27 protein-coding genes are annotated in these 26,308 nt (G+C 68.1%); 17 read left to right on the plus strand and 10 right to left on the minus strand.

Annotation, left to right across the window (positions count from 1 at the left end; genetic code table 11):
* The first annotated feature begins 24 nt into the window (after nucleotides 1-24).
* On the plus strand, nucleotides 25-1,074 hold the full coding sequence (locus A4U64_RS27865; RefSeq protein WP_006942020.1) for a nitroreductase/quinone reductase family protein: 1,050 nt from the start codon (nucleotides 25-27) through the stop codon (nucleotides 1,072-1,074).
* 115 nt (nucleotides 1,075-1,189) lie between these two features.
* On the opposite strand, the gene A4U64_RS21935 is transcribed toward A4U64_RS27865, so the two are convergent.
* Together A4U64_RS21935 and A4U64_RS21940 are read right to left on the minus strand one after the other, a co-directional pair.
* Nucleotides 1,190-1,855, minus strand: coding sequence for a GAP family protein (locus A4U64_RS21935; RefSeq protein WP_006942023.1), 666 nt, complete (start codon nucleotides 1,853-1,855; stop codon nucleotides 1,190-1,192).
* A 266-nt stretch (nucleotides 1,856-2,121) separates the two neighbouring features.
* Nucleotides 2,122-3,183, minus strand: a complete 1,062-nt coding sequence (locus A4U64_RS21940) for a LacI family DNA-binding transcriptional regulator (RefSeq protein ID WP_065923108.1) — start codon at nucleotides 3,181-3,183, stop codon at nucleotides 2,122-2,124.
* A 250-nt stretch (nucleotides 3,184-3,433) separates the two neighbouring features.
* Between A4U64_RS21940 and A4U64_RS21945 the strand changes: the two genes are divergently transcribed.
* The 5 genes from A4U64_RS21945 (at nucleotide 3,434) to A4U64_RS21965 (ending at nucleotide 8,253) form a co-directional block, all read left to right on the plus strand.
* Nucleotides 3,434-3,970 (plus strand): 2,4'-dihydroxyacetophenone dioxygenase family protein, encoded by a 537-nt coding sequence (locus A4U64_RS21945; protein ID WP_006942026.1) that lies wholly within the window; start codon nucleotides 3,434-3,436, stop codon nucleotides 3,968-3,970.
* Nucleotides 3,971-4,147: 177 nt separating this feature from the next.
* The gene (locus A4U64_RS21950) at nucleotides 4,148-5,107 is read left to right on the plus strand and encodes an alcohol dehydrogenase catalytic domain-containing protein (protein ID WP_232334122.1); all 960 of its coding nucleotides are present in this window, start codon (nucleotides 4,148-4,150) and stop codon (nucleotides 5,105-5,107) included.
* Nucleotides 5,108-5,145: 38 nt separating this feature from the next.
* Nucleotides 5,146-6,507: an MFS transporter gene (locus tag A4U64_RS21955; RefSeq protein WP_006942028.1), complete on the plus strand. Its 1,362-nt coding sequence runs from the start codon at nucleotides 5,146-5,148 to the stop codon at nucleotides 6,505-6,507.
* A 90-nt stretch (nucleotides 6,508-6,597) separates the two neighbouring features.
* Nucleotides 6,598-7,386, plus strand: coding sequence for an SDR family oxidoreductase (locus tag A4U64_RS21960; protein ID WP_006942030.1), 789 nt, complete (start codon nucleotides 6,598-6,600; stop codon nucleotides 7,384-7,386).
* 27 nt (nucleotides 7,387-7,413) lie between these two features.
* Nucleotides 7,414-8,253, plus strand: coding sequence for an HpcH/HpaI aldolase/citrate lyase family protein (locus tag A4U64_RS21965; RefSeq protein ID WP_065923110.1), 840 nt, complete (start codon nucleotides 7,414-7,416; stop codon nucleotides 8,251-8,253).
* 256 nt (nucleotides 8,254-8,509) lie between these two features.
* On the opposite strand, the gene A4U64_RS28905 is transcribed toward A4U64_RS21965, so the two are convergent.
* Nucleotides 8,510-8,680 carry a hypothetical protein gene (locus A4U64_RS28905; RefSeq protein WP_231385998.1) on the minus strand — a complete coding sequence of 57 codons (171 nt, stop codon included), beginning with the start codon at nucleotides 8,678-8,680 and terminating at the stop codon, nucleotides 8,510-8,512.
* Between the two features lie 522 nt (nucleotides 8,681-9,202).
* Here A4U64_RS28905 and A4U64_RS21975 point away from each other — a divergent pair.
* Together A4U64_RS21975 and A4U64_RS21980 are read left to right on the plus strand one after the other, a co-directional pair.
* A complete protein-coding gene (locus tag A4U64_RS21975) occupies nucleotides 9,203-9,847 on the plus strand; it encodes a dihydrofolate reductase family protein (RefSeq protein WP_006942042.1) in 645 nt (214 codons plus the stop codon).
* A 124-nt stretch (nucleotides 9,848-9,971) separates the two neighbouring features.
* Complete coding sequence (locus A4U64_RS21980; RefSeq protein ID WP_037201361.1) at nucleotides 9,972-10,301, plus strand: hypothetical protein; 330 nt, start codon at nucleotides 9,972-9,974, stop codon at nucleotides 10,299-10,301.
* 89 nt (nucleotides 10,302-10,390) lie between these two features.
* Here A4U64_RS21980 and A4U64_RS21985 read toward each other — a convergent pair whose 3' ends face one another.
* A complete protein-coding gene (locus tag A4U64_RS21985) occupies nucleotides 10,391-11,623 on the minus strand; it encodes an SLC13 family permease (RefSeq protein WP_139310938.1) in 1,233 nt (410 codons plus the stop codon).
* A 398-nt stretch (nucleotides 11,624-12,021) separates the two neighbouring features.
* Nucleotides 12,022-13,470: an amidase gene (locus A4U64_RS21990; RefSeq protein WP_221776723.1), complete on the minus strand. Its 1,449-nt coding sequence runs from the start codon at nucleotides 13,468-13,470 to the stop codon at nucleotides 12,022-12,024.
* A gap of 124 nt (nucleotides 13,471-13,594) precedes the next feature.
* Here A4U64_RS21990 and A4U64_RS21995 point away from each other — a divergent pair, with 124 nt between their 5' ends.
* On the plus strand, nucleotides 13,595-14,617 hold the full coding sequence (locus tag A4U64_RS21995) for a helix-turn-helix transcriptional regulator (protein WP_006932671.1): 1,023 nt from the start codon (nucleotides 13,595-13,597) through the stop codon (nucleotides 14,615-14,617).
* 193 nt (nucleotides 14,618-14,810) lie between these two features.
* Here A4U64_RS21995 and A4U64_RS22000 read toward each other — a convergent pair whose 3' ends face one another.
* Complete coding sequence (locus tag A4U64_RS22000; protein WP_006932670.1) at nucleotides 14,811-15,863, minus strand: substrate-binding domain-containing protein; 1,053 nt, start codon at nucleotides 15,861-15,863, stop codon at nucleotides 14,811-14,813.
* An 86-nt stretch (nucleotides 15,864-15,949) separates the two neighbouring features.
* Between A4U64_RS22000 and A4U64_RS22005 the strand changes: the two genes are divergently transcribed.
* From A4U64_RS22005 to A4U64_RS22015, 3 genes are all read left to right on the plus strand, one after another.
* Entirely contained in the window at nucleotides 15,950-16,381 is a 432-nt protein-coding gene (locus A4U64_RS22005) for a MarR family winged helix-turn-helix transcriptional regulator (RefSeq protein WP_006932669.1), read from the plus strand.
* A 114-nt stretch (nucleotides 16,382-16,495) separates the two neighbouring features.
* Nucleotides 16,496-17,797 carry an acetamidase/formamidase family protein gene (locus tag A4U64_RS22010; protein WP_230304401.1) on the plus strand — a complete coding sequence of 434 codons (1,302 nt, stop codon included), beginning with the start codon at nucleotides 16,496-16,498 and terminating at the stop codon, nucleotides 17,795-17,797.
* A gap of 73 nt (nucleotides 17,798-17,870) precedes the next feature.
* Complete coding sequence (locus tag A4U64_RS22015; RefSeq protein ID WP_065923111.1) at nucleotides 17,871-18,488, plus strand: AmiS/UreI family transporter; 618 nt, start codon at nucleotides 17,871-17,873, stop codon at nucleotides 18,486-18,488.
* Between the two features lie 39 nt (nucleotides 18,489-18,527).
* Here A4U64_RS22015 and A4U64_RS22020 read toward each other — a convergent pair whose 3' ends face one another.
* Nucleotides 18,528-18,977 (minus strand): MarR family winged helix-turn-helix transcriptional regulator, encoded by a 450-nt coding sequence (locus tag A4U64_RS22020; protein ID WP_050034484.1) that lies wholly within the window; start codon nucleotides 18,975-18,977, stop codon nucleotides 18,528-18,530.
* 115 nt (nucleotides 18,978-19,092) lie between these two features.
* Here A4U64_RS22020 and couN point away from each other — a divergent pair, with 115 nt between their 5' ends.
* The 3 genes from couN to couM are packed head-to-tail and all read left to right on the plus strand — an operon-like array spanning nucleotide 19,093 to nucleotide 21,400.
* Nucleotides 19,093-20,004 (plus strand): 4-hydroxyphenyl-beta-hydroxyacyl-CoA dehydrogenase, encoded by a 912-nt coding sequence (couN, locus tag A4U64_RS22025; RefSeq protein ID WP_029547165.1) that lies wholly within the window; start codon nucleotides 19,093-19,095, stop codon nucleotides 20,002-20,004.
* On the plus strand, nucleotides 20,001-20,891 hold the full coding sequence (gene couO, locus A4U64_RS22030) for a 4-hydroxyphenyl-beta-ketoacyl-CoA hydrolase (RefSeq protein ID WP_006932660.1): 891 nt from the start codon (nucleotides 20,001-20,003) through the stop codon (nucleotides 20,889-20,891). Before couN ends, couO begins: the two co-directional genes overlap by 4 nt.
* Before the next feature lie 29 nt (nucleotides 20,892-20,920).
* A complete protein-coding gene (couM, locus tag A4U64_RS22035) occupies nucleotides 20,921-21,400 on the plus strand; it encodes a p-hydroxycinnamoyl-CoA hydratase (RefSeq protein ID WP_006932658.1) in 480 nt (159 codons plus the stop codon).
* Nucleotides 21,401-21,482: 82 nt separating this feature from the next.
* Here the strand turns inward: couM and A4U64_RS22040 are convergent, their stop codons facing one another.
* A complete protein-coding gene (locus A4U64_RS22040) occupies nucleotides 21,483-22,040 on the minus strand; it encodes a TetR/AcrR family transcriptional regulator (RefSeq protein WP_065923112.1) in 558 nt (185 codons plus the stop codon).
* A gap of 101 nt (nucleotides 22,041-22,141) precedes the next feature.
* On the opposite strand from A4U64_RS22040, the gene A4U64_RS22045 reads away from it, so the two are divergent.
* Nucleotides 22,142-22,528, plus strand: a complete 387-nt coding sequence (locus A4U64_RS22045) for an SPW repeat domain-containing protein (RefSeq protein WP_050034482.1) — start codon at nucleotides 22,142-22,144, stop codon at nucleotides 22,526-22,528.
* Nucleotides 22,529-22,614: 86 nt separating this feature from the next.
* Here the strand turns inward: A4U64_RS22045 and A4U64_RS22050 are convergent, their stop codons facing one another.
* Complete coding sequence (locus A4U64_RS22050) at nucleotides 22,615-23,646, minus strand: aspartate-semialdehyde dehydrogenase (protein ID WP_065923113.1); 1,032 nt, start codon at nucleotides 23,644-23,646, stop codon at nucleotides 22,615-22,617.
* A 5-nt stretch (nucleotides 23,647-23,651) separates the two neighbouring features.
* Nucleotides 23,652-24,917: an aspartate kinase gene (locus A4U64_RS22055; RefSeq protein WP_006932606.1), complete on the minus strand. Its 1,266-nt coding sequence runs from the start codon at nucleotides 24,915-24,917 to the stop codon at nucleotides 23,652-23,654.
* Nucleotides 24,918-25,092: 175 nt separating this feature from the next.
* Here A4U64_RS22055 and A4U64_RS22060 point away from each other — a divergent pair, with 175 nt between their 5' ends.
* Nucleotides 25,093-26,295 (plus strand): low temperature requirement protein A, encoded by a 1,203-nt coding sequence (locus tag A4U64_RS22060; RefSeq protein WP_065923554.1) that lies wholly within the window; start codon nucleotides 25,093-25,095, stop codon nucleotides 26,293-26,295.
* Nucleotides 26,296-26,308 lie beyond the last annotated feature (13 nt).

The raw sequence follows: 26,308 nt of genomic DNA on the forward strand, positions 1-26,308 counted from the left end.
CCCGCCCCGACGACCGCGTCAGCGATGCTGATCGATGAGTTCCTACCGCACTACGACTACTCCATCGCACACGCCGACATCGTCCGCGCCCACCCCCGATCGTGCTACCGCGCCGCGCGTCAGCTCGACCTGTTCCAGGCCCCGCTGATCCGGACGCTCATCGGTCTGCGCGCCCTCCCCCAACGCCTCATCGCGCACCGGACCGGCCCGGGAGTAGCTGCCGCCGCTGCACCGACCTTCCGGCTCACGGACATGACCGACCATGGCTGGGTTCTGCTCGCAGAAGCACCGAATCTCGAGATGGTCCTCGGCCAGATCGGTCGCCCGTGGGCGGCTGCCGACGCCTCGTCCGGTCCGAACGTCAGCCCGGATGGCTTCGCCACCTTCGAAGAGCCGGGCTTTGCCAAGATCGTGCTCAACCTCAGAGTCGCCCCATACGGCGCCGAGTCGTCGATTCTCACAGTAGAAACGCGCGTCGCCGTGACCGATGCGGAGAGCAGACGGCGGTTCGGCCGCTATTGGACCGTCGTCGGTCCCTTCAGCGGCCTGATCCGCCGGAGCGCCTTACGACTGCTCGCCACCGAGCTGCGCAACTCCGATTCGAACGACCACACGAACAGTGCTGCCCGGCGCGTCGAACGGCTCGAGACACGCATCGAACACGTCGTCGACACCCGTTCGGTCGGGATCGGGGCATGGCTCATCCGACGGACCCGGGGCCGGATCGTGCGTCCGTGGCACCGCCGAGCGCTCATCCTCACCACCCGTGGGCGACGCTCCGGCCTGCCGCGCACGGTACTACTGCAGTACTTCCCGGACGGCCCAGACCTGATAGTCGTCGCAGCGAACAGCGGGCTGCCAACCCATCCGGGCTGGTATTTCAACCTCAAAGCCGACCCCCAGGCGCAGGTCGAGGTCGACGGCGAGACGAAACAGGTTCGCGCCGAAGAGCTGACACCCCAGCAGGCAGCCGCGTTCTGGCCGCGGATACTGCAGACCGCCCCCGACTATGCCAGGTATCTTCGCCGCACCGATCGCGTACTTCCGCTCCTGCGTCTCATCCAAACCGTCTAGCGCAAACCCGTAACTCGCCACCGTGGAGACCACCACCGCAGTGCAGAATTGCCGACGTCGTTGCATCGATCCGGCGGCAACAAGCCTGCCGACGACGGAGCTTCAGGGCAGGCGTCTACAGCCCGGCGATCCCGTTGCCGATCAGAAGCACGCCCAGAATCAGCAGGACCGCCGCCATGATCGCCGCGTGGTGCCGGGTCATCCACTCATCGGCCACGGCGAGCGCGCGATCAGCGCGGTCGGTGAACACGCCCCGAACCACGGCCGGGGCGGCCACGCCCAGGCTCGCCACGACCGTGAAGACAACCAGCGCCACGACCTGCTCGAGCACCCGCGCAGTCGCGTCCGCGATGACCGCTGCGCCCGCCGCGACCAGGGCGAGGTTCTTCGGATTCGCCGCCGCAAACAGAAACCCCAGACGCAGAGCCCGTCGAGCGGTCATGGTCTGTGCGGCCGCCATCCACCCTGGCACGGTGGACTCCTCTCCGGCCTGCGGCCGCGCCCGCCACTTCCGGACAGCCATCAGGACCAGCACGATCCCGAGCGCGAGTTTCACAGCACCGGCCCACCAGGTGGGCTCGTCGGCCAGCATGATCACATCCGCCACCGCGAGCACCACGGCGCCCACGACGAGCAGGCCCGCAACCCAGCCACCGACGAAGGCGTACGACACGCTCACCGGCCGCTTGGTGACCAGGAGCACCGACAGCATCACCATCGGCATCGCGGCCAGCAGCAGGCCGACCGCAATCGGTAGGGACTGCCCGATTGCGCCTGTCACGAGTCACTCCTCGGAGTACCGATCATCGACGAAGGGTAGTCGCCTCAGCTATCCGGTGGGGACGGCACAGGCACGCGATCTTCTCCGGTCCCTGAGGAAAGGGGGTCGTGCGCAGGTGCAGCCACCAGGCCCGTACCGGGACGGCTGCCCTTCCAACGACGTATCGAGCACGCCTCGCCCTCGTTCGGCCATGCCTGCGCATCGGTTCGCCCATTCGGCGGTGCGCAGCGCTCAACCGGATCGCTACGACGCTCCGGTTGAGCGAACTATCCGCGGCGGGCGGTCGTATCCCGTACCTGAATGCTGTAGGGCAGTAGTTCGTTGCGTGGGGGACTCTCGTCGCCGGTGATCCGTTGGATGAGCATGCGGGCGGCTCGTTGCCCCATCAGGTCCCGCGGCACCGTCACGGTGCTCAGCTGCAACGGGCCTGCGCTCGAGAAACTCATGTCGTCGAAACCGGTCAAGGCCACATCCTCGGGCACGCGCTTGCCGATTTCTCGGCAGACGTCGAGAACGCCGAGGGCGATCAGGTCGTTGCCGCAGACGATCGCATCGGTTTCGGGGTGTTCGGCGAACAGCGCCCGTGCGCGCAGCGCCCCGGAGGCGCGGGTGAGTTCGCCCCACAGGTCTGGTTCGTTGATCGCCTGCAGGCCTGCTTTGGTGAGGGCGTCGCGGTATCCCGCCATGCGGTTGACGGACACACTGGACGTGTCGGGACCGCCGAGGATCGCGACTTTGCGTCGGCCGGTTGCGACGGCGTGGGAAGCCATTTCGAACGAGGCGGAATAGTCGTCGATGCCGACCCAGTCGGAGGGCTCGTCCTCGACCTTGCGATAGAGCTGCACCACGGGGATGTTCTCGTGCCGGAGCTTGTCGAGGAGCGGCTTGTCGTCGGCGACGAGCGAGGTGAAGATCAGGCCGCTGCAGTTTCGATCGACCTGGGCCAGTGCGACATCGGCCTGGCGGGAGCCATCCACGCCGACATGGGAGACGAACACCTCGTAGCCTTCTTCGGCGGCGGCAGCGACCACACCGCCGGCGACCTCGGTGTAGAAGGGGTTGGCGATGTCGGCGAGGAGCAGTCCGATGGCTTTCGTGGTACCGGCGCGAAGCTCCCGGGCGATTCTGCTGGGCCGAAATCCCATTTCTTCGGCGATGGCGAGGATCCGTTGACGTCGCTCCTCGCTCACCCCCGGCGCCCCACTGAGCGCGTAGGAGACTGCTGCCGAGGACACCCCTGCCCGACGAGCGACATCGCTCATCGTCACTCGGCGAGGACGCCCTCCGCGGGGACGGTCCCCGCTCTGGGGGTGGGAGACATCAGCCATACCGAAAGCTTAGTCGGTTAAGCACTCGGCACAGGCCGGGACTTCCTGCCACAGCGTGCGCCCAGGTTCGACTGATTCGGTTAATCAGATTGACTTACCGGTATGGCGGACTCGAGTCGCCCCATACGAACGCGACGCCGCCCGCATATGACCAGGTGGACGCGTAATACCTCCCCGACATCTTTGGGGCTTGTGCGCTGAAACACAGGGCTGTACCGTAACTTATGCGATTAAGCGAAAGGAGAGCATCATGAGTTCCACCGTTGAGATGAGGGACGAGGCCGCGGTCGCGTACACGGGGCCCAAGCCGTATGGCATGAGTGACGACCTGATCGTTCCGGGTGCCCTGGACCTCGACTGCGACGAACGGCTGTGGGTCCCCCAGTCCCAGGACGTCGAATTCCGCCCGCTGGTGCTGTCGGCGAGCCAGGGCTACTTCGTGAACATCCTGCGAGTACGCCGCTCGGGAATCCTGTCCCGCCACCGGCACGCCGGCGCGGTGCACGCGTTCACCCTGCGCGGCCGTTGGCACTACCTCGAATACGACTGGTGGGCCGAAGAGGGCACCTACGCCTTCGAGCCGCCCGGCGACATCCACACCCTCGAGGTCCCCGAAGACGTGACCGAGATGGCCACCCTGTTCCACGTGAGCGGCGCCTACATCTACGTCGACGTCGACGGCAACACCGTCGGCATCGAGGACGTCTTCAGCAAGATCGACAAGGCCCGCGCCCACTACGAGACGGTCGGTCTCGGCGCCGACTACGTCGACCGCTTCATCCGCTGACGCCGCTCCGGCGGACACCGCCCGGCCTGGTGCAACCACACCGAGTGCTCTACGCACGCGGGGGCGGTGTCCGCCGGCATCTCACCCTCTTTCAGCCCTGAGCCCGCCCGCGGGCGAAAGTACAGGTTCCCCATGCGAGCTCTCACCAAGAAAAGTGCCATCCCCTGCGACGTCCGCGTGCAGAATTTGCCCAAGCCCGAACCGGGCCCGGGACAGGTGCGGGTTCGCACCGAGGCCTGCGGCCTGTGCGGCAGCGACGTGCACGCCTGGCGTCACGACACCGGCTATGAATGGATCCGCCCCCCGGTAGTGCTCGGACACGAGGCGGTCGGATGCGTCGAAGCTCTCGGTGATGGTGTCGACCCGAACTGGCTCGGCAAGCGAGTGGTGCCCGTGGCGATCGACGGCTGTGGGGTATGCACGCTGTGCGAGCGCGGCTTCCGCCAGATCTGTCCCCAACGCACTGTCCTCGGGCTGTCCTTCGACGGCGCCGCCGCCGAATCGTTCGTCGTCTCCGAGGTCCGCCTGGTCGAGGTGGACCGCGACCTGCCGGCGTCGACACTGGCCCTGACCGAACCACTCTCGGTCGCCTGCCGCGCTGTCGCGCACATCGAGAACGCCGGCGAGGGCCCCACCCAGGTGGTGGTCTCCGGACCCGGACCGATCGGCACGATGGCTGCTCTCGTCCTCGCCCAGCGAGGCCACGATGTCGTACTTTCAGGAGTCGACAACGACGAGAACGGGCGATTGCCGCTCGCCCGTTCCCTCGGTCTGCGCACCGTGATCGCCGGACGGGACGAGCTGCCGTTCACCCCCACCGCCTGGGTCGACGCCTCCGGTTCGACCGCGGCACTCGACGCCGCCATCGCTGCCGTCCTCCCCGGCAGCCCCATCTCCGTCGTCGGCCTGTTCGCCCGCACCGGAACGGTCGACTTCAACGCCGTCACCCGCAAGGAGATTCGCCTGCAAGGCAGCTACGGATCGACCAAGGTCGACTACCGGGCCGCTGCCACCGCCATGGCCGTCGACCCGACACCGTGGCCGCAGCTGGTGACCGAGATTCCCCTCACTGACGCGGCTTCGGCACTCGAACGTGCCGCGGCCGGCCACGACATGAAGGTCGTGCTCGTCCCATGACCACACCGGACCCCACCCCTGTCCCGAAAGGCCACGCCATGTCCAGTTCCGATGTCGCTGTCGAACCAGCTACTCACGCGGCCGGGCGCACGTCGATCGTCAAGGTCGCCTTCGCCAGCATGATCGGCACAGCCGTCGAATGGTACGACTTCTTCCTCTACGGCTCCGCCGCCGCGCTCGTCTTCGGGCCCCTGTTCTTCCCCGACAGCGAACCTGCCACGGCCACCCTGCTCGCGTTCGCGACCTTCGCGGTGGGATTCTTCGCCCGACCGCTCGGCGGCATCGTCTTCGGTCACTACGGCGACAAACTCGGCCGCAAGAAGATGCTGGTCGTCAGCCTGCTCATGATGGGCGCCGCGACCTTCGCCATCGGATTGCTGCCGACCTTCGCGAGCATCGGCATCGCCGCGCCGATGCTGCTCATCGGCTGCCGGCTACTGCAGGGCTTCGCCGTCGGAGGCGAATGGGGCGGAGCAGTGCTCATGGCCGCCGAACACGGCGACAACGATCGTCGCGGATTCTGGACCTCGTGGACCCAGGCCGGCGTTCCTCTCGGAAACCTCCTCTCCGCGGTGGTTCTCTGGGTGCTGGCGTTGGTCCAGAGCGACGAAACCTTCGATTCCTGGGGATGGCGAGTTCCCTTCCTGCTCAGTGCAGTACTGGTCCTGATCGGTCTCTGGATCCGTCTGAGCATCGAGGAATCCCCCGTCTTCGCCGAAAACAAGAGGGCCCTCGAAAACCACAAGAGCGAACACGCCCCCATCATCGAAGTCCTGCGCAAGTACCCGCGCGAGGTGCTCATCGCCATGGGACTGAGACTGGTGGAGAACACCTCGTACTACATCTTCACCGTCGTGGTGATGACCTACATGGTCACCTACCTGGATATGCCCAAGAGTGCCGCGATCGCCGGTGTGCTCATCGCCTCCGTCGCCCAGTTCTTCCTCACGCCGCTCATCGGCGCCCTGTCCGACCGAGTCGGCCGTCGACCCCTCTACTTCACCGGCGCACTCGGCGCCGGCATATGGGGATTCGTGTTCTTCCCCCTCATCGACACCGGCAACCAGACCATCATCGCGGCGGCCATCTTCATCGGCCTGATCTTCACCACACTGATGTACGCGCCACAGGCGGCGATGTTCTCCGAGTTGTTCGGCACCAGCGTCCGATACAGCGGCGCCTCCCTCGGCTACCAACTCGCCTCGGTGTTCGCCGGCGGTCTGGCCCCCGTCATCGCAGTCTCACTGCTGGGAACCGTCGAGGAGAAGAACACGATCGCGGTCAGCATCTACCTCGCCATCCTGGCCGTGATCACCATCATCGCCGTGATCGCCGCGAAGGAAACCGCCCGCACCTCCCTCGTCCACGACCGGGTCCTCGACGAGGCCACCCGGAACTGACAACGCCGCCGGGCCGGTGTGCGGCGCTCACCCGCACACCGGCCCGGCCAAAAGGTCTCGTCTCCCGATCCGAGCAGAAAGAGCTCTCGCATGAACGCACCCGTCCACACCCCGGTCCTGGACCTGTTCCGACTCGACGGCAACGCGGCCATCGTGACCGGGGCATCGCGCGGTTTGGGCCGCGCGCTCGCCATCGCACTCGCGGAGGCCGGAGCCGACATCGTCGCCGTCGACATCGGGGAACTCGATCAGGTCGCCAAGGAAGTGCGCGCCCGGGGAGTCCGCTGCGCGACCCGCACCGCCGACCTCAGCGGCCTGACCCCCGAATCGGCGGCAGAACTCTTCTCCTGGGCCAAGACCGAGTTCCCGCACCCGACGATCCTGGTCAACAACGCCGGCATCATCCGCCGTGGTCCCGCGACCGAAACCACACCCTCGGACTGGTCGGCGGTGCTCGACCTCAACCTCACTACCCCCTTCCTACTCAGCCAGGCCTTCGCGCGGTCCGCCCTCGACGACAACGCCGCCGCCAGCATCATCAACATCGCATCGGTCAACTCGTTCCAGGGCGGGATGGAGGTCCCGTCCTACGCCGCCTCCAAACACGGAATCCTCGGCTTGACGCGCGCTTTGGCAAACGAGTGGGCGTCCCACCACATCCGCGTCAACGCGATCGCCCCGGGCTACATGGAAACCGAATTCACCGCCGCCCACCGCGACGACCCCACCCGGGCCGAGAACATGCTGCGTCGCATCCCCACCGGCACCTGGGGAAGGCCGGAAGACCTCGCCGGCGCGGTCGTCTTCCTCGCCTCGGCCGCGTCCGCCTACGTCACCGGCACCGCCCTGTCCGTCGACGGTGGATGGCTGTCCCGATAACAACAGCGACTACCTGGAGGACCGCCCATGGCACCGATGCCCCCGGACCATCCCGTCGTCCCCGCCACCGATGCCCGATCGTGGTTGCTCGTATCCGCAGCCCACAGCCGGCATCTCGGTGACACGTGCACCGGAGCGGCGGACGCCGTCATCTACGACCTCGAAGACGGTGTCGTCCCCTCCGCGAGACCCGCGGCACGAGAAGCTTTCTACCTGTGGCTCACTCGCGGCGGCACCGGCTGGGTCCGAATCAACCCCGCCGGAAGCGAGGACTGGAACCACGACCTCGACGCACTCGATGGAGCACCCGGACTGCTGGGCGTGATGCTCGCCAAATGCGAATCGGCAGAACAGGTCACCGAGACCTTCATACGATTACCTGCCGGCACCCCCGTCCTGGCACTCGTCGAGTCGGCACTCGGCATCGAACGCGCCTACGACATCGCTTCCACAGAACCAACTTTCCGGCTCGCCTTCGGTAGCGGCGACTTCCACCGCGACACCGGGGCAGCCGATCTAGCACCGGCCCTGTCCTACGCGCGGGGACGACTGGTGGTAGCGAGCCGAGCAGCGGGACTGCCCGGCCCCATCGACGGCCCCACACTCACCACCGCCGAGGACGCGCTCACCGACGCGCTCGCCGTGTCCCGCACCATGGGTTTGTCGGGCAAGCTGTGCATGCACCCCGAGCAGGCCCCCGTCATCAACCGCGCCCTGAGCCCTACCCCGACCGACATCGACTGGGCCCGCGACGTCATCGACCAACTCGGCGCGGACGGCACCCGTGTCAGAGACGGTAGCGACATCCCCCGGCTGGCCCGAGCCCGAGCGATCCACCGCCTCGCCTCCGTCTTCGCTCGATCGTGAGGATAATGGGACAGGCGTGACGAGAACCCAGTCGGCAGCACTCAGCGGCGGTGGGTGTCATGACAACGGAGACAGCACCCAGTACCGGCGGACGAGTTCGGGATGGCGAGCTCGCAGATGCAGACCGCACCACAGCGCGCAGTCGTCGGCGATCCACGGCCAGGCATTCCGGTCCCACTCGGCCGGTTCGGCGACCGCGTCCGCGACCGTGTTGTCCGCGCGTCGGTCCAAGGATCACGGTGGGATCGTCCCAGCGTCACGTTCGAGGCGCGGAGGAGGATGCGACCAGCACGGCCGTGACCGGCCTCGGTGCACGCTCGGCGGATTCGTCGGTGGCGCCGAGCACCACGGCAACGTCGTCCTCGACGACGGCAATGGGCGCCCCGCCGAGACCGGGGTGGTACCGGCTGTGCTGACCTGTGGACAAGGGCTGGCTGCTGCCCGGCAGCAGCTCATCGAGGAGTGGGCCGGTCGACCGCCGGGCGATCGACCCTCGGTCCCGGCAGGCGATGCCGTCCAAGAGTTGGCCGACGGTGGCGACGGCGTGCTGTCGGCGAGGATCGACGAGTCGGTTCCCATCAGCGCGGCACCGCCACCTCCATCAGTACACCGGTCTCGATCCGTCCCGTGGTGTCGAGGTCGCGGGTGAACCACGTCGGGCTGCGATGAATGCCGCAGGAGGGATGGGGATCGGTTCGGTGAACCTGTGCATCTCATGCCTCGAGTACTCGACGAACCGCGGCACGACGGCCACGGACCCGGTGTCACCTGCGATCACCATGGCCGGGCGGCCGACGCCCCGACAAGGAACTCTGTTCCCCGGATGTTCCTCCCGTCGTCTCTCGAAGTGATCCGAATTTCGGATGATTGCCACCCCACCGATGAGTTTGTCCACCCCATGGAGTCTCAATCTCCGTATCATCCTCATCGAGAGTGCGGGAGGAACCGAGTGAATCAGCTGCTGAGAGTCCAGAACTTCACCGTCTCGTGTGACGGCTTCGGGGCCGGTGTACACCAGAGCCTCGAGAGGCCGTTCGGACACGCCGACCCTGGCGAGATGTTCGCGTGGGCCGGCGCGACGGCGAGCTGGCCCATGCGCACAGACCCTGGCGGCAGCCGTGGCCTCGACGACTACTTCACGCGGGACTACGCCCGCAATATCGGTGCCGAGATCATGGGCCGCAACAAGTTCGGTCCCCAACGCGGGCCTTGGCACGACCACGAGTGGCGCGGATGGTGGGGCGACGAACCCCCGTTCCGCACCCCGGTCTTCGTGCTGACCCACCACCCGCGCCCGTCGTTCACCCTCTCCGACACCACCTTCCACTTCGTCGACGGCGACCCGGCCACGGTCCTCGAGCGGGCGCGGGAGGCGGCGCGGGGCAAGGATGTCCGACTCGGTGGCGGGACTACCACCATCCGGCAGTTTCTCGAGGCCGACCTCGTCGACACCATGCACGTGGCAGTCTCGCAGGTGCAGCTCGGATCCGGAGTACGACTCTGGGAGTCACCCGATGAGCTACTCGACCGGTTCCATCTCGAGGTCGTGCCCAGCCCGAGCGGCGTGACGCACCACCTGTTCTGGCGAAGGTGACGCCCGGGCACGGACTTCTCGCATCGAAGTCACCTCAGCCGAGTCCGGTGTGCGGCGTTCCATACCCAGGGGTTCCGAAAAAATCTACTATCCGGGGATAGTTCGTCGTTGTTACCGTCGGCGGATGGCTGTCCGCTACCACGTCACCTCCGTGCTCAACCGTGCTTCCATCTCGCGATACGGCCTGGACTGGAATCGGATGGATGCCGCGCCCGGTATCGCCGGTAGCCGACGGCCCGAGCAGCAGGGCTGCTTCCTCTGCGCCGGCGAGTGGGAGCGGGACTGGTTCGTGCAGATGAACAACACCGGCGGCGCGGTCGACGTGTGGGAGGTCCACGGTATCGATGCCGAGGATCTGGTCGAGTCTCCGGAGGGCCACTACTACTTTCCCGGGGTCATTCCCGCCGCCCGTCTGCGGCTGGAGCAACGGGACGTGCCGCCGGTTCACCGCTGAGGGCTGGTCGCCGGAGCCGGGACGCTGCACCGTGCAACGAGTTCGACCCGGAGGTTGCGCCGAGGTGGTCGGTCAGGTCCGACGCGGAGTCAGGTGACGATCCACAGCGCCAGAACCGCGACGACCAGGGTGAGCGGCGTCGTGATCACGCCGAGCCGGGTGTAGGTGTAAAGGTCCGGACGGCCGGCGGAGCCTTCGAGCAGACGTCGCCACAGCATCGTGGCGAGGGAACCGACGTAGGTGAGATTCGGACCGAGGTTTACACCGAGCAGCGCAGCAAGGATCAGAGCGGGCGGGGCCCCGGGGCCCAGAGCGGTGAGGAGCATCAACGTCGCGGGAATGTTGTTGACGACGTTGGCGGCCACCGCGGCTGCGGCCGCCACCCCGAGCAGCGCCCCGAGGCTCGGCTCGGTGGGCAGCACGTTCGCCAACGCGTCGCCGACGGGGCCGGACGAGACGCCGGCGACAACGACGGCCAGCGCGAAGACGAACACGCAGAACCACAGATCGGCGGCGGCGAGAACTCGCCGAGGGGTGGTGCGATGCCGCCGCAGGGCCGGGACGGCAAGGGCCGCCGCGCCCATCGCCGCCGCCCACACGGGTTCGATCCCCAGCGGCCCCGTCGCCGCGAATCCGACGAGGGTGGCGGCGACGATCCCGAGCGCGTAACGCGGCGCGTGCACGGGCGGTATCGGGTCGGGTTGCAGCGGTGGCAACGAGGCGAGGTCGCGCGCGAAGAACCACCGGAAGACGAGACCCTCGACGAGCACCACCGCGAGCCACGGCAGCGTCATGAGGACAGTGAAGTGCAGGAATGTGAGTCCGGTAGCGGTGAAGGCCAGCAGGTTCGTCAAGTTGGAGACGGGCATCAGCAGCGACGCCGAGTTCGCCAGGTGCCCGGTGGCGTAGACGTGCGGTCGGGGCGACATCCGCAGCGCCGTCGCGGCCCGCAGGACGATCGGCGTCAGCAGGACCACGGTGGCGTCGAGACTGAGCACGGCGGTCACGACGGCGCTGGTGACGAACACAGCGTTGAGCAGACGTCGCGGGTCGTGATTCGCGCGCCGGACGAGAACCGACGCCACCCACGCGAACACGCCGAGCGCGTCGGCGAGATGCCCGAGCACGAGTATGACGGCGAGGAACGCAACGGTCGGGAACAGCGTGCGCAGCTGCTGCTCTACTTCGTGCGGGGTTACGACGCCGAATGCGACGACTGCGGCCGCGGCCGGCAGTGCCACGAACACCTCCGGCAGTCCCCACGGACGCATCACGGCGAAGACGAGCACCCCGGCGAGCATCGCCACCGCTACAGCAACCACAAGGTCGATAGTGCCAGCGCACGAAATGCTCGGGCACCGAACTCCGAGCACGCGATGAACGTCCAGAATCGGCGCGCCGACAGGAGCAAGCCGGCATGTTCCCTGCCGGAGGTCCTGCTCGCCTCGGCAGCGGCACAAGCGGTCTCGCTACGCCCTGCACCTTCGCCCCGCCCTGCCCATTCCACCAACGAGCCGGGGTCAGCGCTGGTGCGCCGTCAGGGCATGCCCGAACGGCGCACCCACGACTATGGGGGGCTACGGGCGGATCGAGGGCGGTTCACCGAAAGAGACGCGTGGAATCGGCCCGGCACCGTCGCACCCAGGTCTTTCGCCGGCTCGGACTCGCGGCGTGCGAGCGGCGGCCCCGGTTCGCGCCTCGACGCCGGGGCCGCCGCCGGTCAGGCGTGGACGCGAGGACGGCGATGCGCCCACGGCATCGCCCGCTCCATCGTGCCCGCCAGTTGCAGCAGGGTCGCCTCGTCTCCGTAGCGCCCGGCGAACTGCACCCCGACCGGCCAGCCCTCGTCGGACTGCCCGAGCGGCAGCGAGATCGCCGGATGCCCAGTGGTGTTGAACACCGAGGTGAACGCTCCGTAGTCGAAGATGCGGTCGTACCATCCGCGCGCGTCCAGCTCCGGGTTGTCGGCGTCGAGGTGCCCGAGCGGGACGGTCGGTTGCGCGGTCGTCGGTGTGAGGAGCACGTCGTACTCGCCGAGGAAGCGTGCCACCTCGCGGCGCACCGTGTTGAACACCCGGTCGGCGGCGTACAGATCGCGCGCGGTGAGCGTCGCGCCGTACCGGGCGCACTCGAGCGTCGTCGCCTCCAGGTGCTCGCGGCTGGGGGTGACGCCCAGCAATTCTGCGGTTGCGTAGACGCCGTCGGCGAGGAAGCTGCACCAGGCGGTGAAGTTCGCGTCGTCGAAGGTCTGCGCGTCGATACGCGGGGCCGCCTCTTCGACGTGGTGGCCGAGTCGCTCGAGTACTGCCGCCACCTCCTGCACCGTGGCGACGGACTGCGGGTCGACCGCGCGGGACGGGTCATACGGGGTGGTGCACACCGCGATCCGCAACGGCCGCACGTCCTGCCCGACCAGCTCGGCGAACGGGCGCTCGGGCGCCGGGAGCAGATACCGATCGCCCGGCTCACTGCCGTGCACCGCGTCGAGCAGCCCGGCACTGTCGCGGACGGTGCGCGTCACCGCGAATTCGATGCCCAGGCCCATGAGCGGGTCGGCGTATTCGGGTCCGGGGGTGGTGCGGCCCTGGGTCGGCTTCAGGCCTACCAGCCCGCACGCGGCGGCGGGGATCCGGATCGACCCGCCCCCGTCATTGGCGTGTGCCATCGGTAGTGCACCCGCCGCCACCAGCGCCGCCGACCCGCCGCTCGACCCGCCCGGGCTGCGGTCGGTGTCCCACGGGTTGCGAGTGGGGCGCCCGTACGCGGCGGCCGCCTCCGTCGACGCGTTGAACCCCAGCTCCGGCGTGGTGGTCACGGCCATGGTGGCCAGGCCCGCGCGGCGGAAACGCGCCATCAGATAGGTGTCCTCCGCGGGCACGAGACCGTCGCCGAACAGCCGGCTTCCGTTGCGCTGCGGGACGCCGGCCGCGTGCGCGATGAGGTCCTTGATCGCGAACGGTACGCCCGCGAACGGGCCGTCGCTGCTGTGATCGAGCGGGGTGGCGAACCGTTCGCCGGCGACTGCGCCGAGAACCGGATCGACGGCGTCTATCGCCCGCGCCGCGACGTCGTGCACCTCGGCCGGGCTCACCTGCCTGTCAGCAATGAGGCGGGCCAGGCCGGTTGCGTCGTGCGCGGTGTAGTCGTTGATGTCCACGGTGATCTCCATTCGGGGGAACGAACGGCCCGACAGTAGGGTGACGCCCGTAACACAACATCGGCCGAACGACCGATGCGCGAACGCCGAAACGATGCCCCTGGCCAACGCGCGACGCGCCGGGGATGATCACCTCATGTCCCGCGCCGACACGGAACGCCTCGCGGCCGCGCTGGCACTGAGTGCACGCCTCGCCCGCGACGACAACCCGACCGACCCAGCTCGCGTCCTGTTCGAGCTGTCCGCGTGCGTGCCGTTCGCGCATGGCGCCATCTCTCGCTGGGACGCGGCGCGCGGGTGCCACCGCACCGCCTCCAGCCTCGGCTACCCGCGGCCGATCGTCGACGCGATCAATCGCTTTCTGCCCCGCCACCCGCTGTTCGACGACATGCTCGGCCGGCGCCTGCCGCAGCAGCTGTGCACGGTGCCCCCGCGGCTGCGCCACGGTCCCGTCTTCGACGAGGTCATCGTGCCGCAGCAGTACACCGACGGCCTCAGCCAATGCCTGTTTGCCCCCGACGGGCGCTATGTGGGGATGTTGAACCTGAGCGCTGCCGGTGGACGGGTGTTCGATCGGGAAGACCTGGTCATGGTGGCGCTGCTCGCCGCCGACCTCGCCTGCGTCGTCGACCCGGCTGCCGCGCCCGGCCCCGCTGACCGAGATCCGGGGCGCGGGATCGTGCTCGTTGTCGCCGCATCCGGCGCGATCGACCGCCCCCTCGACGCGCCCCCGGAGCCCGCCGCCGCCGCGCTCGTAGCCGCGGGCGACGGGCTGCGTGCGGTCGCGGCCGAGGTGCGTCGCCGCGGGCGCGCCGCCGACTACCTGCTCATCGCCACCGGCATTGTCTACGACGCCCACCTAGCGCCCGCCCGCGGCGGAGGGGTCCTCGTGCGGGCGCGTGTCGTGCCACCGCCCGACGGTCTGACCGTGCGGGAACTGCAGGTGCTCGGCCTGGTGCGTGACGGCGCGTCGAATACCGCTATCGGTCGGGAGCTGGGAATCCGCCCGTCGACGGTGTCCACCCACTTGGAGCACGTGCTGCGCAAGACGGGCGCCGCCAACCGCACGGTTGCAGCCGTGCGTGCTGCCGAGTGGAAGCTGCGGCTCGTCGACCGCGCCGCGCCGCCAGTCCTCGCCGGCAACGCGCCGGCGTCGTGACCACGGCCCATGGCCTCGCTGAGTCCGATCCTCGCCGAGGCGCCGTGGGACCGGCCGGTGTGTTCCTGCTCCGCCCCGGGATCCCCGCGGAAATGCATGTGCTTCCAGTCCTGTTCGAACCGAGGCATGGCATCTGTCCGGCTGGTCTCCTGTGCTGATGACCATCGGGAGTCCTGCGCCCGGAGCAGGAGCGTCAGAGCGTGGCCACGACGTCGAATTCGTACCCGTCGGCCACGGCCATGTGCACGTCCTGGTGCATCAACCCGGCGCTGGCGTGCACCGACCCGCGGGGGCCGTCGTAGCTCAATGTGCCCGAGTGACGGAGGATCTCGTCGATCGTGTTGGATCCGGCCGCGGCGGTGAGCGCGGCGAGAGTGGTCACGCCCTCGTAACACGATTCGGCGGCGTTGTTCAGCGGTGGTGCGCCCGGACCGAACCGACGGACATAGGCGGACATGAAATCCTGCGCACACGCGGTGACGAGTGATGTGAAGTAGCTCGCGGCGACGAACAGGTTTTCGGTAGCGTCCGCCCCGCTTGCCAGTAGCATGTTCTCCTCCATCAGCGGACTGAACCGCAACAGCCGCTGATGCAGACCCCGTCCGCAGAACGCCCGGTTGAACGCGACTGCGTCACGACCCACGAGCAACATGACGGTGCCCTCGGCGCCGCTCTTTTCGATACGCGGCAGCACCCGGGAGAAGTCGGTGGTGCCGTAGTCGACGTAGATCTCCTCGACGACCTGCAGATCGAGCTCGTGACAGTAGGCGCGGATGGCGGGGACGGTCCGTCGCGGCCACACGTAGTTGGCGCCGACGACCGTCCAGCGCCGGATGCCGGCGTGCTCCCGCAGCCATCGCAACGCGGGACCGATTTGCAGGCCCGGGGTTTCACCGGAACAGATGATGCCCGGACGCGACTCGCCGCCCTCGTAGAGGGAGGTGTACACGTACGGGATCCGATGGGCCAGGACCGAGGAGAGCTGCTCGCGTACCGTCGAGATGTGCCAGCCGGTCACCGCGTGGATGCGGTCTGCGGCCAGCAGTCGAGCGATCTCGGCGCGAAGCTCCGGCGCGGGCAGGCTCGCGTCGATCACCTCGATTTCCACCTCGCGGGCGAGGATGCCGCCGTTGTCGTTGAGGGTCGCGGCGGCGAGGTTCGCGACGGCCTCACACGACGGACCGTAGATTCCGCCCGGCCCGCGCAGTGGAATGACCAGTCCGATGCGATAGCTCCTCGACATCATCGAGCCTCCTTGCGGCCGCTGCACGCGCGGTGGAATATTCATCTGGAAGTATTGCGTTCGGAACGATGTCTCAGCAAGGGGTGCCCATGGTGCAGGCTGATCGGGACGACGCGGTCATGGTGGATACGCTGGCGGTCGATCGGGCGGCCGCCCTGGTCCGCGCGGCCGTGCGGGGCGCCCTCACCGGGTCGGATCTCACCCTCGACCAGTGGCGGGTGGTCGACCACCTCGCCTCCGTGGAAGAGGCCACGATGAGTGCGATCTCCGCCGTCACCCTCATCCCGGGGCCGAGCCTGACCCGGACGGTCGATCGGCTCGTCGACGCCGCGCTGGCGTACCGGACCTTGGATTCCTACGATCGGCGACGCATGATGGTCCGCCTCAGTGCCCGCGGCATCGCTCGTCATCGTGCACTCGCCCCGGCGGTGACCGCCGCGCTCGCGGACGCGTTCGCCCCGCTCGCGCCTGCGGAGCTGCGTGAACTGGGAACGCTTCTGGAGAAGCTCACCACTCGCTGACCGTCGCCCCCGTGTGACTCACGGATGCTGCCGCGTGCCGCGCGGCAGCTTTCCTCGCGCGCCACGCACCCCTGCGCACGGAGGTAGCGGCGTCCGCTCCGAGATTATTTCCACTTGACACAGTTCCAAATGGAAGTAAATTGTGAGCCGCACCACGCACATCCCCCATTGGAGGTCGGACAGATGTCAAGCGATGTTGCTCTCCCCCGTTCGCTCGGAGCCGACGTGGACTTCACGCGCTCGGGCGTATCCCGTTTCCCCAACCGCGATCTCGGCGTTCCGAGATTCTGCTGCGAGGTGGGCGTCCCCCTTGCCGAGCAGAAGGAGCTCGGGCACAACCGCTGGCATCCCGACATTCCGCCGCTGCACGAACTGGATCCGGGTGACGAGGTGATCCTCGAAACCCCCGGCTACGACGACTACCAGCTCCAGGATGCCGACGAGGACCAGGACATCCGGGATCTGGACCTGACCCGTACCCATCCGATCGCCGGACCGGTCTACGTCAACGGCGCCGAGCCCGGCGACCTACTGGTGGTCGATGTTCTGGACGTGCAGCCGCTCTCGGGTATCGGATACTCGAACATCCTGCCCGGAATGGGCGGACCACTGGCGAGCTGGTTCCCTCGAGGCTTCAAGACGGTGTGGGACCTGCACGGTCTGTTCGCGACGAGCCGGCAGATCCCGGGCGTGGAGATCCCCGCGATCAGCCACCCCGGTGTGATCGGCGTGGCGCCGTCGCACGAGCTGCTGCAGATCTGGAACGAGCGGGAGGATCCGCTGATCGCCGACGGCCTGGCCGGCCCGCGGGAGGACGCGATCGCGACGTCGGTGCTGCGCACCCTGGAGGGCGACGAATGGGCGCGGGTCGCCGCCACGGCGGCGCGCACGGTGCCGCCCCGAGAGAACGGCGGCAACCTCGACATCAAGAACCTCTCCCGCGGCTCGCGGGTGTACTTCCCGGTTTTCGTCGAGGGGGCGCTCTTCTCGTGCGGCGACCTTCACTTCGCCGAGGGCGATGGTGAAATCACCTGGAACGCCATCGAAATGGATGGGTCCACGTGGCTGCGGTTCAACCTGATCAAGGGTGGCATGGCGAAGTACGGGGTGCGGAACCCGATGCTGCGACCCTCTCCTGTCGACCCGAACTTCGGTACCCGGTACCTGTCGTTCACCGGTTTGTCCGCGCGCGGCCGGGAGCAGAAGTACATCGATACCACCATGGCCGCGGTCGACGCCGTCGAACAGGCGATCGACTACCTCGGTAAGTTCGGTTACGCGCCCGAGCAGGCGTACACGATCATCAGCGTCGCACCGTGCGAGATGCACGTCGGCGGCATCGTCGACATTCCGAACGCGGCTGTCACGCTGAAGATTCCGCTCGACATCTTCGACAAGGACATCCTCCCCCAGTAAGTCGACGGGTCCGCGGTGCCGGGATGCTCGGACACCCCGGCACCGCGGGCGCCTCGGCGGAAAGCGACCGCAGATGACCGATGTCGGATTGTTCTACGTCGGTGCCGTCCTGATCGTGAACGGCATCATGCTTCTCGGGCGGATCTCCGCCCGCGCCGCTGCGCCGCTGAACCTGTGCGTCGGCACCCTCCAGGTGGTGATCCCGACCGCCCTGATCGTCACCACGGACGGTGGCGGCGCCGCAATCGCCGGGGCAGCCGGTCTCTACCTGTTCGGCTTCACGTACCTGTGGGTCGGGATCAACGCTGCGACGGGATGGCCTCCGGAAGGGTTGGGCTGGTTCTCCCTCTTCGTTGCGGTGGCCGCGGTCGGGTTTGCCGCCCGCACCTGGTACGACGGCGGCCGGCTCTTCGTCGTATTCTGGCTGGCCTGGGCCGGGCTTTGGTTGCTCTTCTTTCTGGTCCTGGCTCTCGGCCGCACCGAACTCACCCGCTTCACCGGTGCCGTGGCGATCACGGAGGGGGTGCTGACCGCGGCTGTTCCGGCAGGCCTCGCACTTGCCGGACTGTGGATCGATTCCGCCGCCGCCGCTCTTGCCGCGACCGCACTCGGAGGCACCGTAGTGGCGGCGCTGTGGCTGGTCACCCGTCCGGCATCGATCGATGCGTCGACTCCTGCCCGGCAAGGCTGACATGCACCCAGCGCCGTCGGCGAGGCGGCTTGCGGCCGTTCAGGAGACCGAGTTCACCGACTCGGGAAAAACCATGCGGCCGAGCACATTGCGCATTTCGGTGAGAAGAGCCGGGTTCACGCCGGCGAAGTGCCGGTCCGACACCTCCTCGCTGAGCCGGCGCGCCTCGTCGCACAGCTTTCGCCCCTCGTCGGTGGCGACGATGAGCTTGTTGCGCCGGTCGCCCGGATCCGCGGTGCGCGCGACGAGGCCACGGCTCTCGAGTTCGTCGACGATCGCGACGATCTGACTGGGATCCAGTCCCATGTCCGCGGCGATGCGGCGCTGCGCCACACCGGCGGGTTCGTCGCACGCGAGGGAGAGCACCGTGTACGGGCGCACCCGCAGCCCGAGCGGGGCGAGGGCCTCGTTCACCGATCGCACCACCATCGCGCTGGCACGCGTCAGCAGAAATCCCAGGTCGTCCTCGAGGACGCGTCGACGTTCCATTCCGACAGCCTTTCGTCGTGACCCTCAGGGTAACAGTTCCTCAATCGTTGACTTTTTCAATAATAGATGTTCCTATGTGATTGGGAGTACATCAGCTCGAGCAACGGAGGATCTCGTGGACCTCAGCAACAAAGTCGCCGTCGTCACCGGTAGCGGACAGGGCCTCGGCCTCGCCTACGCCACCGAGCTGGCCCGTCACGGCGCCGCGGTCGTGATCAACGACGTCGACCGGGCCACCGCCGATGCCGCCGTCGCGACGATCACCGCCGCGGGCGGACGCGCCGTCGCCGTGGTCGCCCCCGTCGGCCCCACAGAGACGGCGAGGAAGCTCGTCGCGGCCGCGGTCGAGCACTTCGGCCGCCTCGACGTGATGGTGACCAACGCCGGCATCCTGCGCGACAAGGTGCTGTGGAAGATGACCGACGACGACTTCGACGCCGTGATCGACGTGCACCTGCGCGGCACCTTCACGTGCGTGCGCGAGGCCGTGCTGCGCTTCCGCGAGCAGGGCGAGGGCGGGCGCATCATCGCCATCGGCTCCCCCGCCGGCCAGCGCGGCAACTTCGGCCAGACCAACTACGCCGGCGCCAAGGCCGCCGTCGTCGGCATGGTCCGCACCTGGGCGATGGAACTGCAGCGCGCCGGCATCACCGCCAACGCCGTGTGCCCCGTCGCCGTCACGGCGATGACCGAGACCGTGCCGATCTTCGCGCCCTACATCGAACAGATGAAGCAGACCGGCGAGCTGCCCGCGGTCATCCGCCGCGAGGTCGGCATGGGCACCCCCGAGGACGTCGCGGGCCTGATCGCCTTCCTCGCCTCCGACGACGCCGCCGCCATCACCGGTCAGGCGTTCTCCGTCGGCGGGGATCGCCTCGCACTGTGGTCGCACCCGCAGCTGACCGCCACCGCCTTCCACGACGGCGGCTTCTCCGCCGACGACGTCGCCGCCCAGTGGCCCATCGTGTTCGCCGACCGCGTCGAGTCCGTCGGCGAGGAATTCCCCGAGGAGGTGCTCGCCAAGTGAGCCGTTACGAGTACGGCATCGACTTCGACAAGATCGACGCCCTCGATATCCACACCCACGTCGAGATCGACGGCTGCGGCCACCGGTCCATGGACGACGAACTGATGGCCGCGTCGGAGAAGTACTTCAAGTCCGGCGAGGAACGCACCCCGACCATCAAGTCCATCGCCGAGCACTACCGCGAGCGGAACATGGCCGCGGTCGTGTTCACCGTCGATGCGCAGTCGGCCACCGGGCACGCCCCGAACTCGGTCGAGGAGATCGCCGAGTTCGCCGCCGAGAACAACGACGTGCTCATCCCGTTCGGCTCCGTCGACCCCCTGCAGGGCAAGGCCGCCGTCCAGCGGTTGCGCCGCCTGGTCGACGAGTACGGCGTCAAGGGCTTCAAGTTCCACCCGAGCATGCAGGGCTTCGAGCCCAACGACCGGCGCTTCTACCCGCTGTACGAGGCCCTTGTCGAGGCACAGGTGCCGGCCCTGTTCCACACCGGGCAGACCGGCATCGGCGCGGGGCTGCCCGGTGGGCACGGCATCAAGCTGCGCTACTCCGACCCGATGCTGCTCGACGACGTCGCGGCCGACTTCCCCGATCTGACCATCGTCATGGCCCACCCCGCTGTACCGTGGGTCGACGCGCAGATCTCCATCGCCACCCACAAGGCGAACGTCTACCTCGACCTGTCCGGCTGGTCGCCGAAGTACTTTCCGCCGCAACTGGTCAAGGCCGCGAACACGATGCTGCGCCGCAAGGTGCTGTTCGGATCCGACTTCCCGGTCATCCAAGTGGATCGATGGCGCAACGATTTCGCCACTCTCGACATCAAACCCGACGTAGCCCCGATGATCTTCAAGCAGAACGCGCTGCGCGTTCTCGGCATCGAGCGCTGACGTCGGTACCTGCGAACCGAGGAGTTCCCATGACCATTCCCGCCACCGCCACCACCCACGTCGCCACCCTGGACGATCTCGAGGCACTCGTCGGGCAACCGCTCGGTGTCAGCTCGTGGCTGCCCGTCGAGCAGGACCGCATCCAGACCTTCGCCGACGCCACCGACGACCACCAGTGGATCCACCTCGACGTCGAACGGGCGAAGAAGGAAAGCCCCTTCGGCGGCCCCATCGCCCACGGCTACCTCACGCTCTCGCTGATCATCCCGATGTGGAGCGAGGTGCTGAAGGTCGACAGCGTGACCATGGCCGTCAACTACGGCCTGAACAAGGTCCGCTTCACCAACCCCGTTCCGGCCGGCGGCAAGGTCCGCCTCAACGCCACGCTGAAGTCGCTCGAGAAGCTGCCGAAGGGCGGCGTGCAGATCACAATCGACGGCATGATCGAGCTCGAGGGCAGCGAGCGGCCCGCCGTCGTCGTCGAGGCGGTCTACCGCATGTTCGATTAGCGGCCGCCGCCTGCAGCCGAGCGAATGTACCCTTCCGTCGATCTACAAGGGGGAAGGGTACATTCGCTCGTTCCAGGACGGCTCACGGTTGCACGAACGCGGGCAGCAGCGTCTGCGCGACCCGTTCGTTCCAGTCGGCGTCGATGTCACCGCTCCGGGCCCGTTCCGCGAAGTAGGCACCGACGATGCAGTCCAGAAATGTTTCGACGTCGAGGTCGGCTCGCACCAGTCCCCGCGAGATGTGGTGTCGCACGACCTCGGTCAAGGTGCTGCGGTGGCGCACGAGCACCGAGCGGATGAGACCGGTGAACGCGGGATCCGCATCGGTCACCAGCGCAGCAAGGCCGCCGAAGCCGACGCCCCCGTCGACCGAACGGAGGGACTGCTCGGCCAGCCACGTCAGCACCTGGTGCGCGGTGGCATCCGGCGCGGGAGGCGCGGGCTGCGCGATCGGCTCCATCACCGCGGTGAGCATCTCGTCCCGGTCGCGGTAGCGGCGGTAGATGGTGGTGCGGGCCATGCCCGTGTGTGCGGCCACGGCCTCGATCGTCACCGCCTTGGGCCCCTTGCGACGCAGCAGCTCGAGCACGGCGTCGGCGATGCGTTCCTCCGGCGTGGCAGTCCCCTCACCTTGCCGCATGCGCCCCCTCCTGTCCGCTGTCTCGACTTACGACAATCCTACAATAGCGCTACACTATATGTAGCTACGCAACATGTAGCGATTCGAAGAGAGGGACGCACATGAAGATCTCGAACTCGTCGGCCGGAGCGATCGCCCTGATCCTGGGCATCGTCACCATGACCGCATCGGTATGGTTCGACACCACCCCCGTCGGCTCCGGGGTCACTCTCGGACTGGGCGCCATCGCCGCGATCTACGCCCTGTGGTCGCTGATCGCCCGGGATCCGACCAAGGACCACTGGTCCCTGTCCGTCGTCGGCCTGATCTTGTTCATCTCGCCGTGGATCGGGCAGTTCGCCGGCGACGGCGCGGCCTGGACCGCGTGGATCGCGGGGGCGTTGATCATGCTCGTCGGCGGCGCCGCGTACCTCGCCGACGAGTCCGCCGACGTCGCGGCGGCGACCCGGGAAGAGGAACGACGCACGTATGCGTCGACGGCCCGCTGAAACGCCGAGGGGGAGGTTGTCGGCGACATCACTCGATCGATGTCGCGACAACCTCCCCCTCGGTGACCATCTCGAGGCGGATGAATCTACACCAGCAGCTCCGCGATCTGGATCGTGTTGAGGGCGGCGCCCTTCCGCAGGTTGTCCCCCGCGACGAACAGCGCCAGACCACGCCCGTCCGGCACACCCGGATCCTGACGGACCCGGCCCACCAGCGACGGATCCTGGCCCGCGGCCTGCAGCGGCGTCGGAACGTCCACGAGCCGCACGCCGGGGGCGTTCGCGAGCAGTTCCTTCGCGCGCTCCACCGACAGCGGGCGTTCGAACTCGGCGTTGATCGACAGGGAGTGGCCGGTGATCACCGGCACGCGCACGCAGGTACCCGACACCAGCAGGTCCGGCAGTCCGAGGATCTTGCGGGACTCGTTGCGCAGCTTCTGGTCCTCGTCGGTCTCGCCGCTGCCGTCGTCGACGAGGGAGCCGGCCAGCGGCAGCACGTTGAACGCGATGGGCGCGACGTACTTGTCCGGGGCCGGGAAGTCGACGGCGCTGCCGTCGTGCACCAGCTTCTCGGCGTCGCCGATGACGGCGCGCGCCTGGCCGAGCAGTTCGTCGACGCCGGCGATGCCGCTGCCGGAGACGGCCTGGTAGCTCGAGACGATCAGCCGCTGCAGTCCGGCCTCGTCGTGCAGGACCTTGAGCACCGGCATCGCGGCCATGGTGGTGCAGTTCGGGTTGGCGATGATGCCCTTGGGCGGGTTCTTCGCCTCCTGCGGGTTCACCTCGCTCACGACGAGGGGAACCTCGGGATCCTTGCGCCAGGCCGAGGAGTTGTCGACGACGGTCGCGCCGGCGGCGGCGAACCGCGGCGCCTGCGCGCGCGAGAGGGTCGCTCCGGCCGAGAACAGGGCGATGTCGATGCCCTTCAGATCCTCGTCGGAGGTCGCCGCTGCGTCCTCCACGACGATCTCCTCACCGCGGAACGGCAGCTTCTTGCCGGCCGAGCGGGCCGAGGCGAAGAACCGCACCCGGTCGGCGGGGAAGTTGCGCTCTTCGAGCAGGGTGCGCATGACGATGCCGACCTGTCCGGTGGCACCGACGACAGCGAGAGTGGTCACAGCGATTACCGTCCGGTTCCGGCGTGGACGACGGCTTCTTCCTCGCCGCCGAGTTCGAACGCGGCGTGCAGGGCGCGCACCGCGTCGTCGAGTTCCGTGTCGTCGACGAGGACCGAGATACGGATCTCCGACGTGGAGATGAGGTCGATGTTGATGCCCGCACCCGCGAGGGCCTCGCAGAACTTCGCCGTGACGCCCGGGTGGCTCTTCATGCCGGCGCCGACGAGCGAGACCTTGCCGATGTGGTCGTCGAACAGCACCTGGGTGAAGCCGATCTCCTCCTGCTGCTTGCTCAGCAGCTCCACGGCGCGCGGGCCGTCGCCCTTGGGCAGGGTGAAGGTGATGTCGGTCTTGCCCGTCTCCACCTTGGAGATGTTCTGCAACACCATGTCGATGTTGATCTCGGCGTCGGCGACGGCGCGGAACACCTTCGCGGCGTAACCGGGGGTATCGGGCAGGCCGACGACGGTGACCTTGGCCTCGCCGCGATCGTGCGCGACGCCGGTGATCAGAGCCTCTTCCACGGGGATGTCCTCCATCGATCCGGACACGATGGTGCCGGGCTTGGTGGTGTACGACGAACGAACGTGCACGGGCACGTTGTAGCGGCGGGCGTACTCGACGCAGCGCAGCATGAGCACCTTCGCGCCGCACGCCGCGAGCTCGAGCATCTCCTCGAAGGAGACCTTCTCGAGCCGCTGCGCGTCCTTGACGATGCGCGGGTCGGCGGTGAAGACGCCGTCGACGTCGGTGTAGATCTCGCAGACATCGGCGTTCAGCGCCGCGGCCAGGGCGACGGCGGTCGTGTCTGAGCCGCCACGGCCGAGGGTGGTGATGTCCTTGCTGTCCTGGCTCACGCCCTGGAAGCCGGCGACGAGGACGATGCTGCCCTCGTCCAGCGCGGCCCGGACGCGGCCGGGGGTGACGTCGATGATCTTCGCGTTGCCGTGGCTGCTCGTGGTGATCACGCCGGCCTGCGAGCCGGTGAACGACCGTGCCTCGGCGCCGAGCGAGTGGATCGCCATCGCGACCAGGGCGTTGGAGATCCGCTCACCGGAGGTGAGGAGCATGTCCATCTCCCGCGCCGGCGGCGCCGGGCACACCTGCTGGGCGAGGTCGAGCAGCTCGTCGGTGGTGTCGCCCATCGCCGAGACCACGACGACGACGTCGTTGCCCGCCTTCTTGGTCTCGACGATCCGTTCAGCGACGCGCCGGATCCGCTCGGCCGTCGCGACCGAGGATCCTCCGTACTTCTGGACGACGAGTGCCACGCTGGCGAACCTCCGGGGTCTTGGGTGCAAGTCCAGGGGATCAGCTTACCGATGCGGCCTGGAGGGACGGGGCTCGACCTGCCCCGGCACCCGGCAGCCGTCCGCTACCGGCCTGCGGCGAGGGCCGGAACCGTCGGGCGTGACAGCGGTCTCGGGTGGTGACAGCATCTCCGGCGTGAGCATCGGCAGACGCCTGCAGGTCCGAGCGGTGGACGAACGTTCCTCCGCCTCCCCCATCGAGTTGTTCTTCGATCTCGTGTTCGTCTTCGCCCTGACCCGGGTCACCGACCTCATGGCGGTGGACACCAGCGGCGTCGACGTGCTGCGCGCCGCCCTCGTCATGGCGGTGCTGTGGTGGGTGTGGGTCGGCTACTCGTGGCTGGGCAATCTCGCCCGCGCCGACGAGGGCCTCATGCGAGTGGTGATGTTCGCCGCGATGGGGGCCGTGTTCGTCGTCGCCCTGACGATTCCCGAGGCGTTCGACGACATGCCGGGTGGCCTCGACGGACCGGTGATCTTCGCGGTCGGCTACTTCACCGTGCGCCTGATCCACCTGTCGACGTTCCTCGTCCTGAGCCGGGACGATCCGCAGCTGCGGCGGCAGGTGCTCCGATTCCTTCCGAGCATGCTGGCGGGAACGGCGTTCCTGCTGATCGCCTCGCAGCTGTCCGGACCCGCGCAGACGGTGCTGTGGATCCTCGCCCTGGCGGGCGACTACCTCGGCACCCTGGCCGGGGGCACCGGGTGGCGGCTCCGCTCGGTGAGCCACTTCGCGGAGCGGCACGGACTCATGGTGATCGTCGCCCTCGGTGAGTCGATCGTCTCGATCGGGATCGGCGTCGCGGCGCTGCCGATCTCCTGGGCGATCATCGTCGCGTCACTGCTGGGTCTGTCCGTCTCGGCGCTGCTGTGGTGGGCGTATTTCGACGTCACGTCCCTGGCCGTCGAGAAAGCCTTCGACGCGGCGACCGGGACCCGGCTGATCCGGATCGCCCAGCGTTGCTACAGCTACGCCCACCTGCCGATGGTGATCGGAATCGTCATGCTCTCGCTGGGCCTGAAGAAGATCCTCGCCTACGTCGGGGACGGGAACCATCATCGGCTCACCGATCCCCTCCAGGGCTGGCCGCTGGTCGGCCTGTACGGCGGGGCCGCGCTCTATCTCCTCGCCCTGGTGTTCTTCCGCGCCTACGCGACCGGTCGCGTCGAGGTTCCCCGGGCGACGACGGCGGTCGTCCTGCTCGCACTCCTTCCCGTGGTGGGGCACGTCCCGGCGCTGGCGACCCTCGGCATCCTGGTGGCGGTGCTGCTCGTCCTCATCGGGTACGAGACCGTCCGTTACGCCGAGCCGCGCGAGACGATCCGTCACGGGGGCTGAGACCGGACGGGCG

This window comes from Rhodococcus sp. WB1 (assembly GCF_001700945.1).
GTDB classification, from domain to species: domain Bacteria; phylum Actinomycetota; class Actinomycetes; order Mycobacteriales; family Mycobacteriaceae; genus Rhodococcus; species Rhodococcus aetherivorans.

What these genes read in the sequence shown, in the direction of transcription:
- A4U64_RS27865 (WP_006942020.1), top strand. Translation starts at nt 25, where the DNA reads ATGCTGATCGATGAGTTCCTACCGCACTACGACTACTCCATCGCACAC.
- A4U64_RS21940 (WP_065923108.1), bottom strand. Translation starts at nt 3,183, where the DNA reads ATGGCTGATGTCTCCCACCCCCAGAGCGGGGACCGTCCCCGCGGAGGG.
- A4U64_RS21945 (WP_006942026.1), top strand. Translation starts at nt 3,434, where the DNA reads ATGAGTTCCACCGTTGAGATGAGGGACGAGGCCGCGGTCGCGTACACG.
- A4U64_RS21955 (WP_006942028.1), top strand. Translation starts at nt 5,146, where the DNA reads ATGTCCAGTTCCGATGTCGCTGTCGAACCAGCTACTCACGCGGCCGGG.
- A4U64_RS21960 (WP_006942030.1), top strand. Translation starts at nt 6,598, where the DNA reads ATGAACGCACCCGTCCACACCCCGGTCCTGGACCTGTTCCGACTCGAC.
- A4U64_RS21965 (WP_065923110.1), top strand. Translation starts at nt 7,414, where the DNA reads ATGGCACCGATGCCCCCGGACCATCCCGTCGTCCCCGCCACCGATGCC.
- A4U64_RS21980 (WP_037201361.1), top strand. Translation starts at nt 9,972, where the DNA reads ATGGCTGTCCGCTACCACGTCACCTCCGTGCTCAACCGTGCTTCCATC.
- A4U64_RS21990 (WP_221776723.1), bottom strand. Translation starts at nt 13,470, where the DNA reads ATGGAGATCACCGTGGACATCAACGACTACACCGCGCACGACGCAACC.
- A4U64_RS21995 (WP_006932671.1), top strand. Translation starts at nt 13,595, where the DNA reads ATGTCCCGCGCCGACACGGAACGCCTCGCGGCCGCGCTGGCACTGAGT.
- A4U64_RS22000 (WP_006932670.1), bottom strand. Translation starts at nt 15,863, where the DNA reads ATGATGTCGAGGAGCTATCGCATCGGACTGGTCATTCCACTGCGCGGG.
- A4U64_RS22005 (WP_006932669.1), top strand. Translation starts at nt 15,950, where the DNA reads ATGGTGCAGGCTGATCGGGACGACGCGGTCATGGTGGATACGCTGGCG.
- A4U64_RS22015 (WP_065923111.1), top strand. Translation starts at nt 17,871, where the DNA reads ATGACCGATGTCGGATTGTTCTACGTCGGTGCCGTCCTGATCGTGAAC.
- A4U64_RS22020 (WP_050034484.1), bottom strand. Translation starts at nt 18,977, where the DNA reads ATGGAACGTCGACGCGTCCTCGAGGACGACCTGGGATTTCTGCTGACG.
- couM (WP_006932658.1), top strand. Translation starts at nt 20,921, where the DNA reads ATGACCATTCCCGCCACCGCCACCACCCACGTCGCCACCCTGGACGAT.
- A4U64_RS22040 (WP_065923112.1), bottom strand. Translation starts at nt 22,040, where the DNA reads ATGCGGCAAGGTGAGGGGACTGCCACGCCGGAGGAACGCATCGCCGAC.
- A4U64_RS22045 (WP_050034482.1), top strand. Translation starts at nt 22,142, where the DNA reads ATGAAGATCTCGAACTCGTCGGCCGGAGCGATCGCCCTGATCCTGGGC.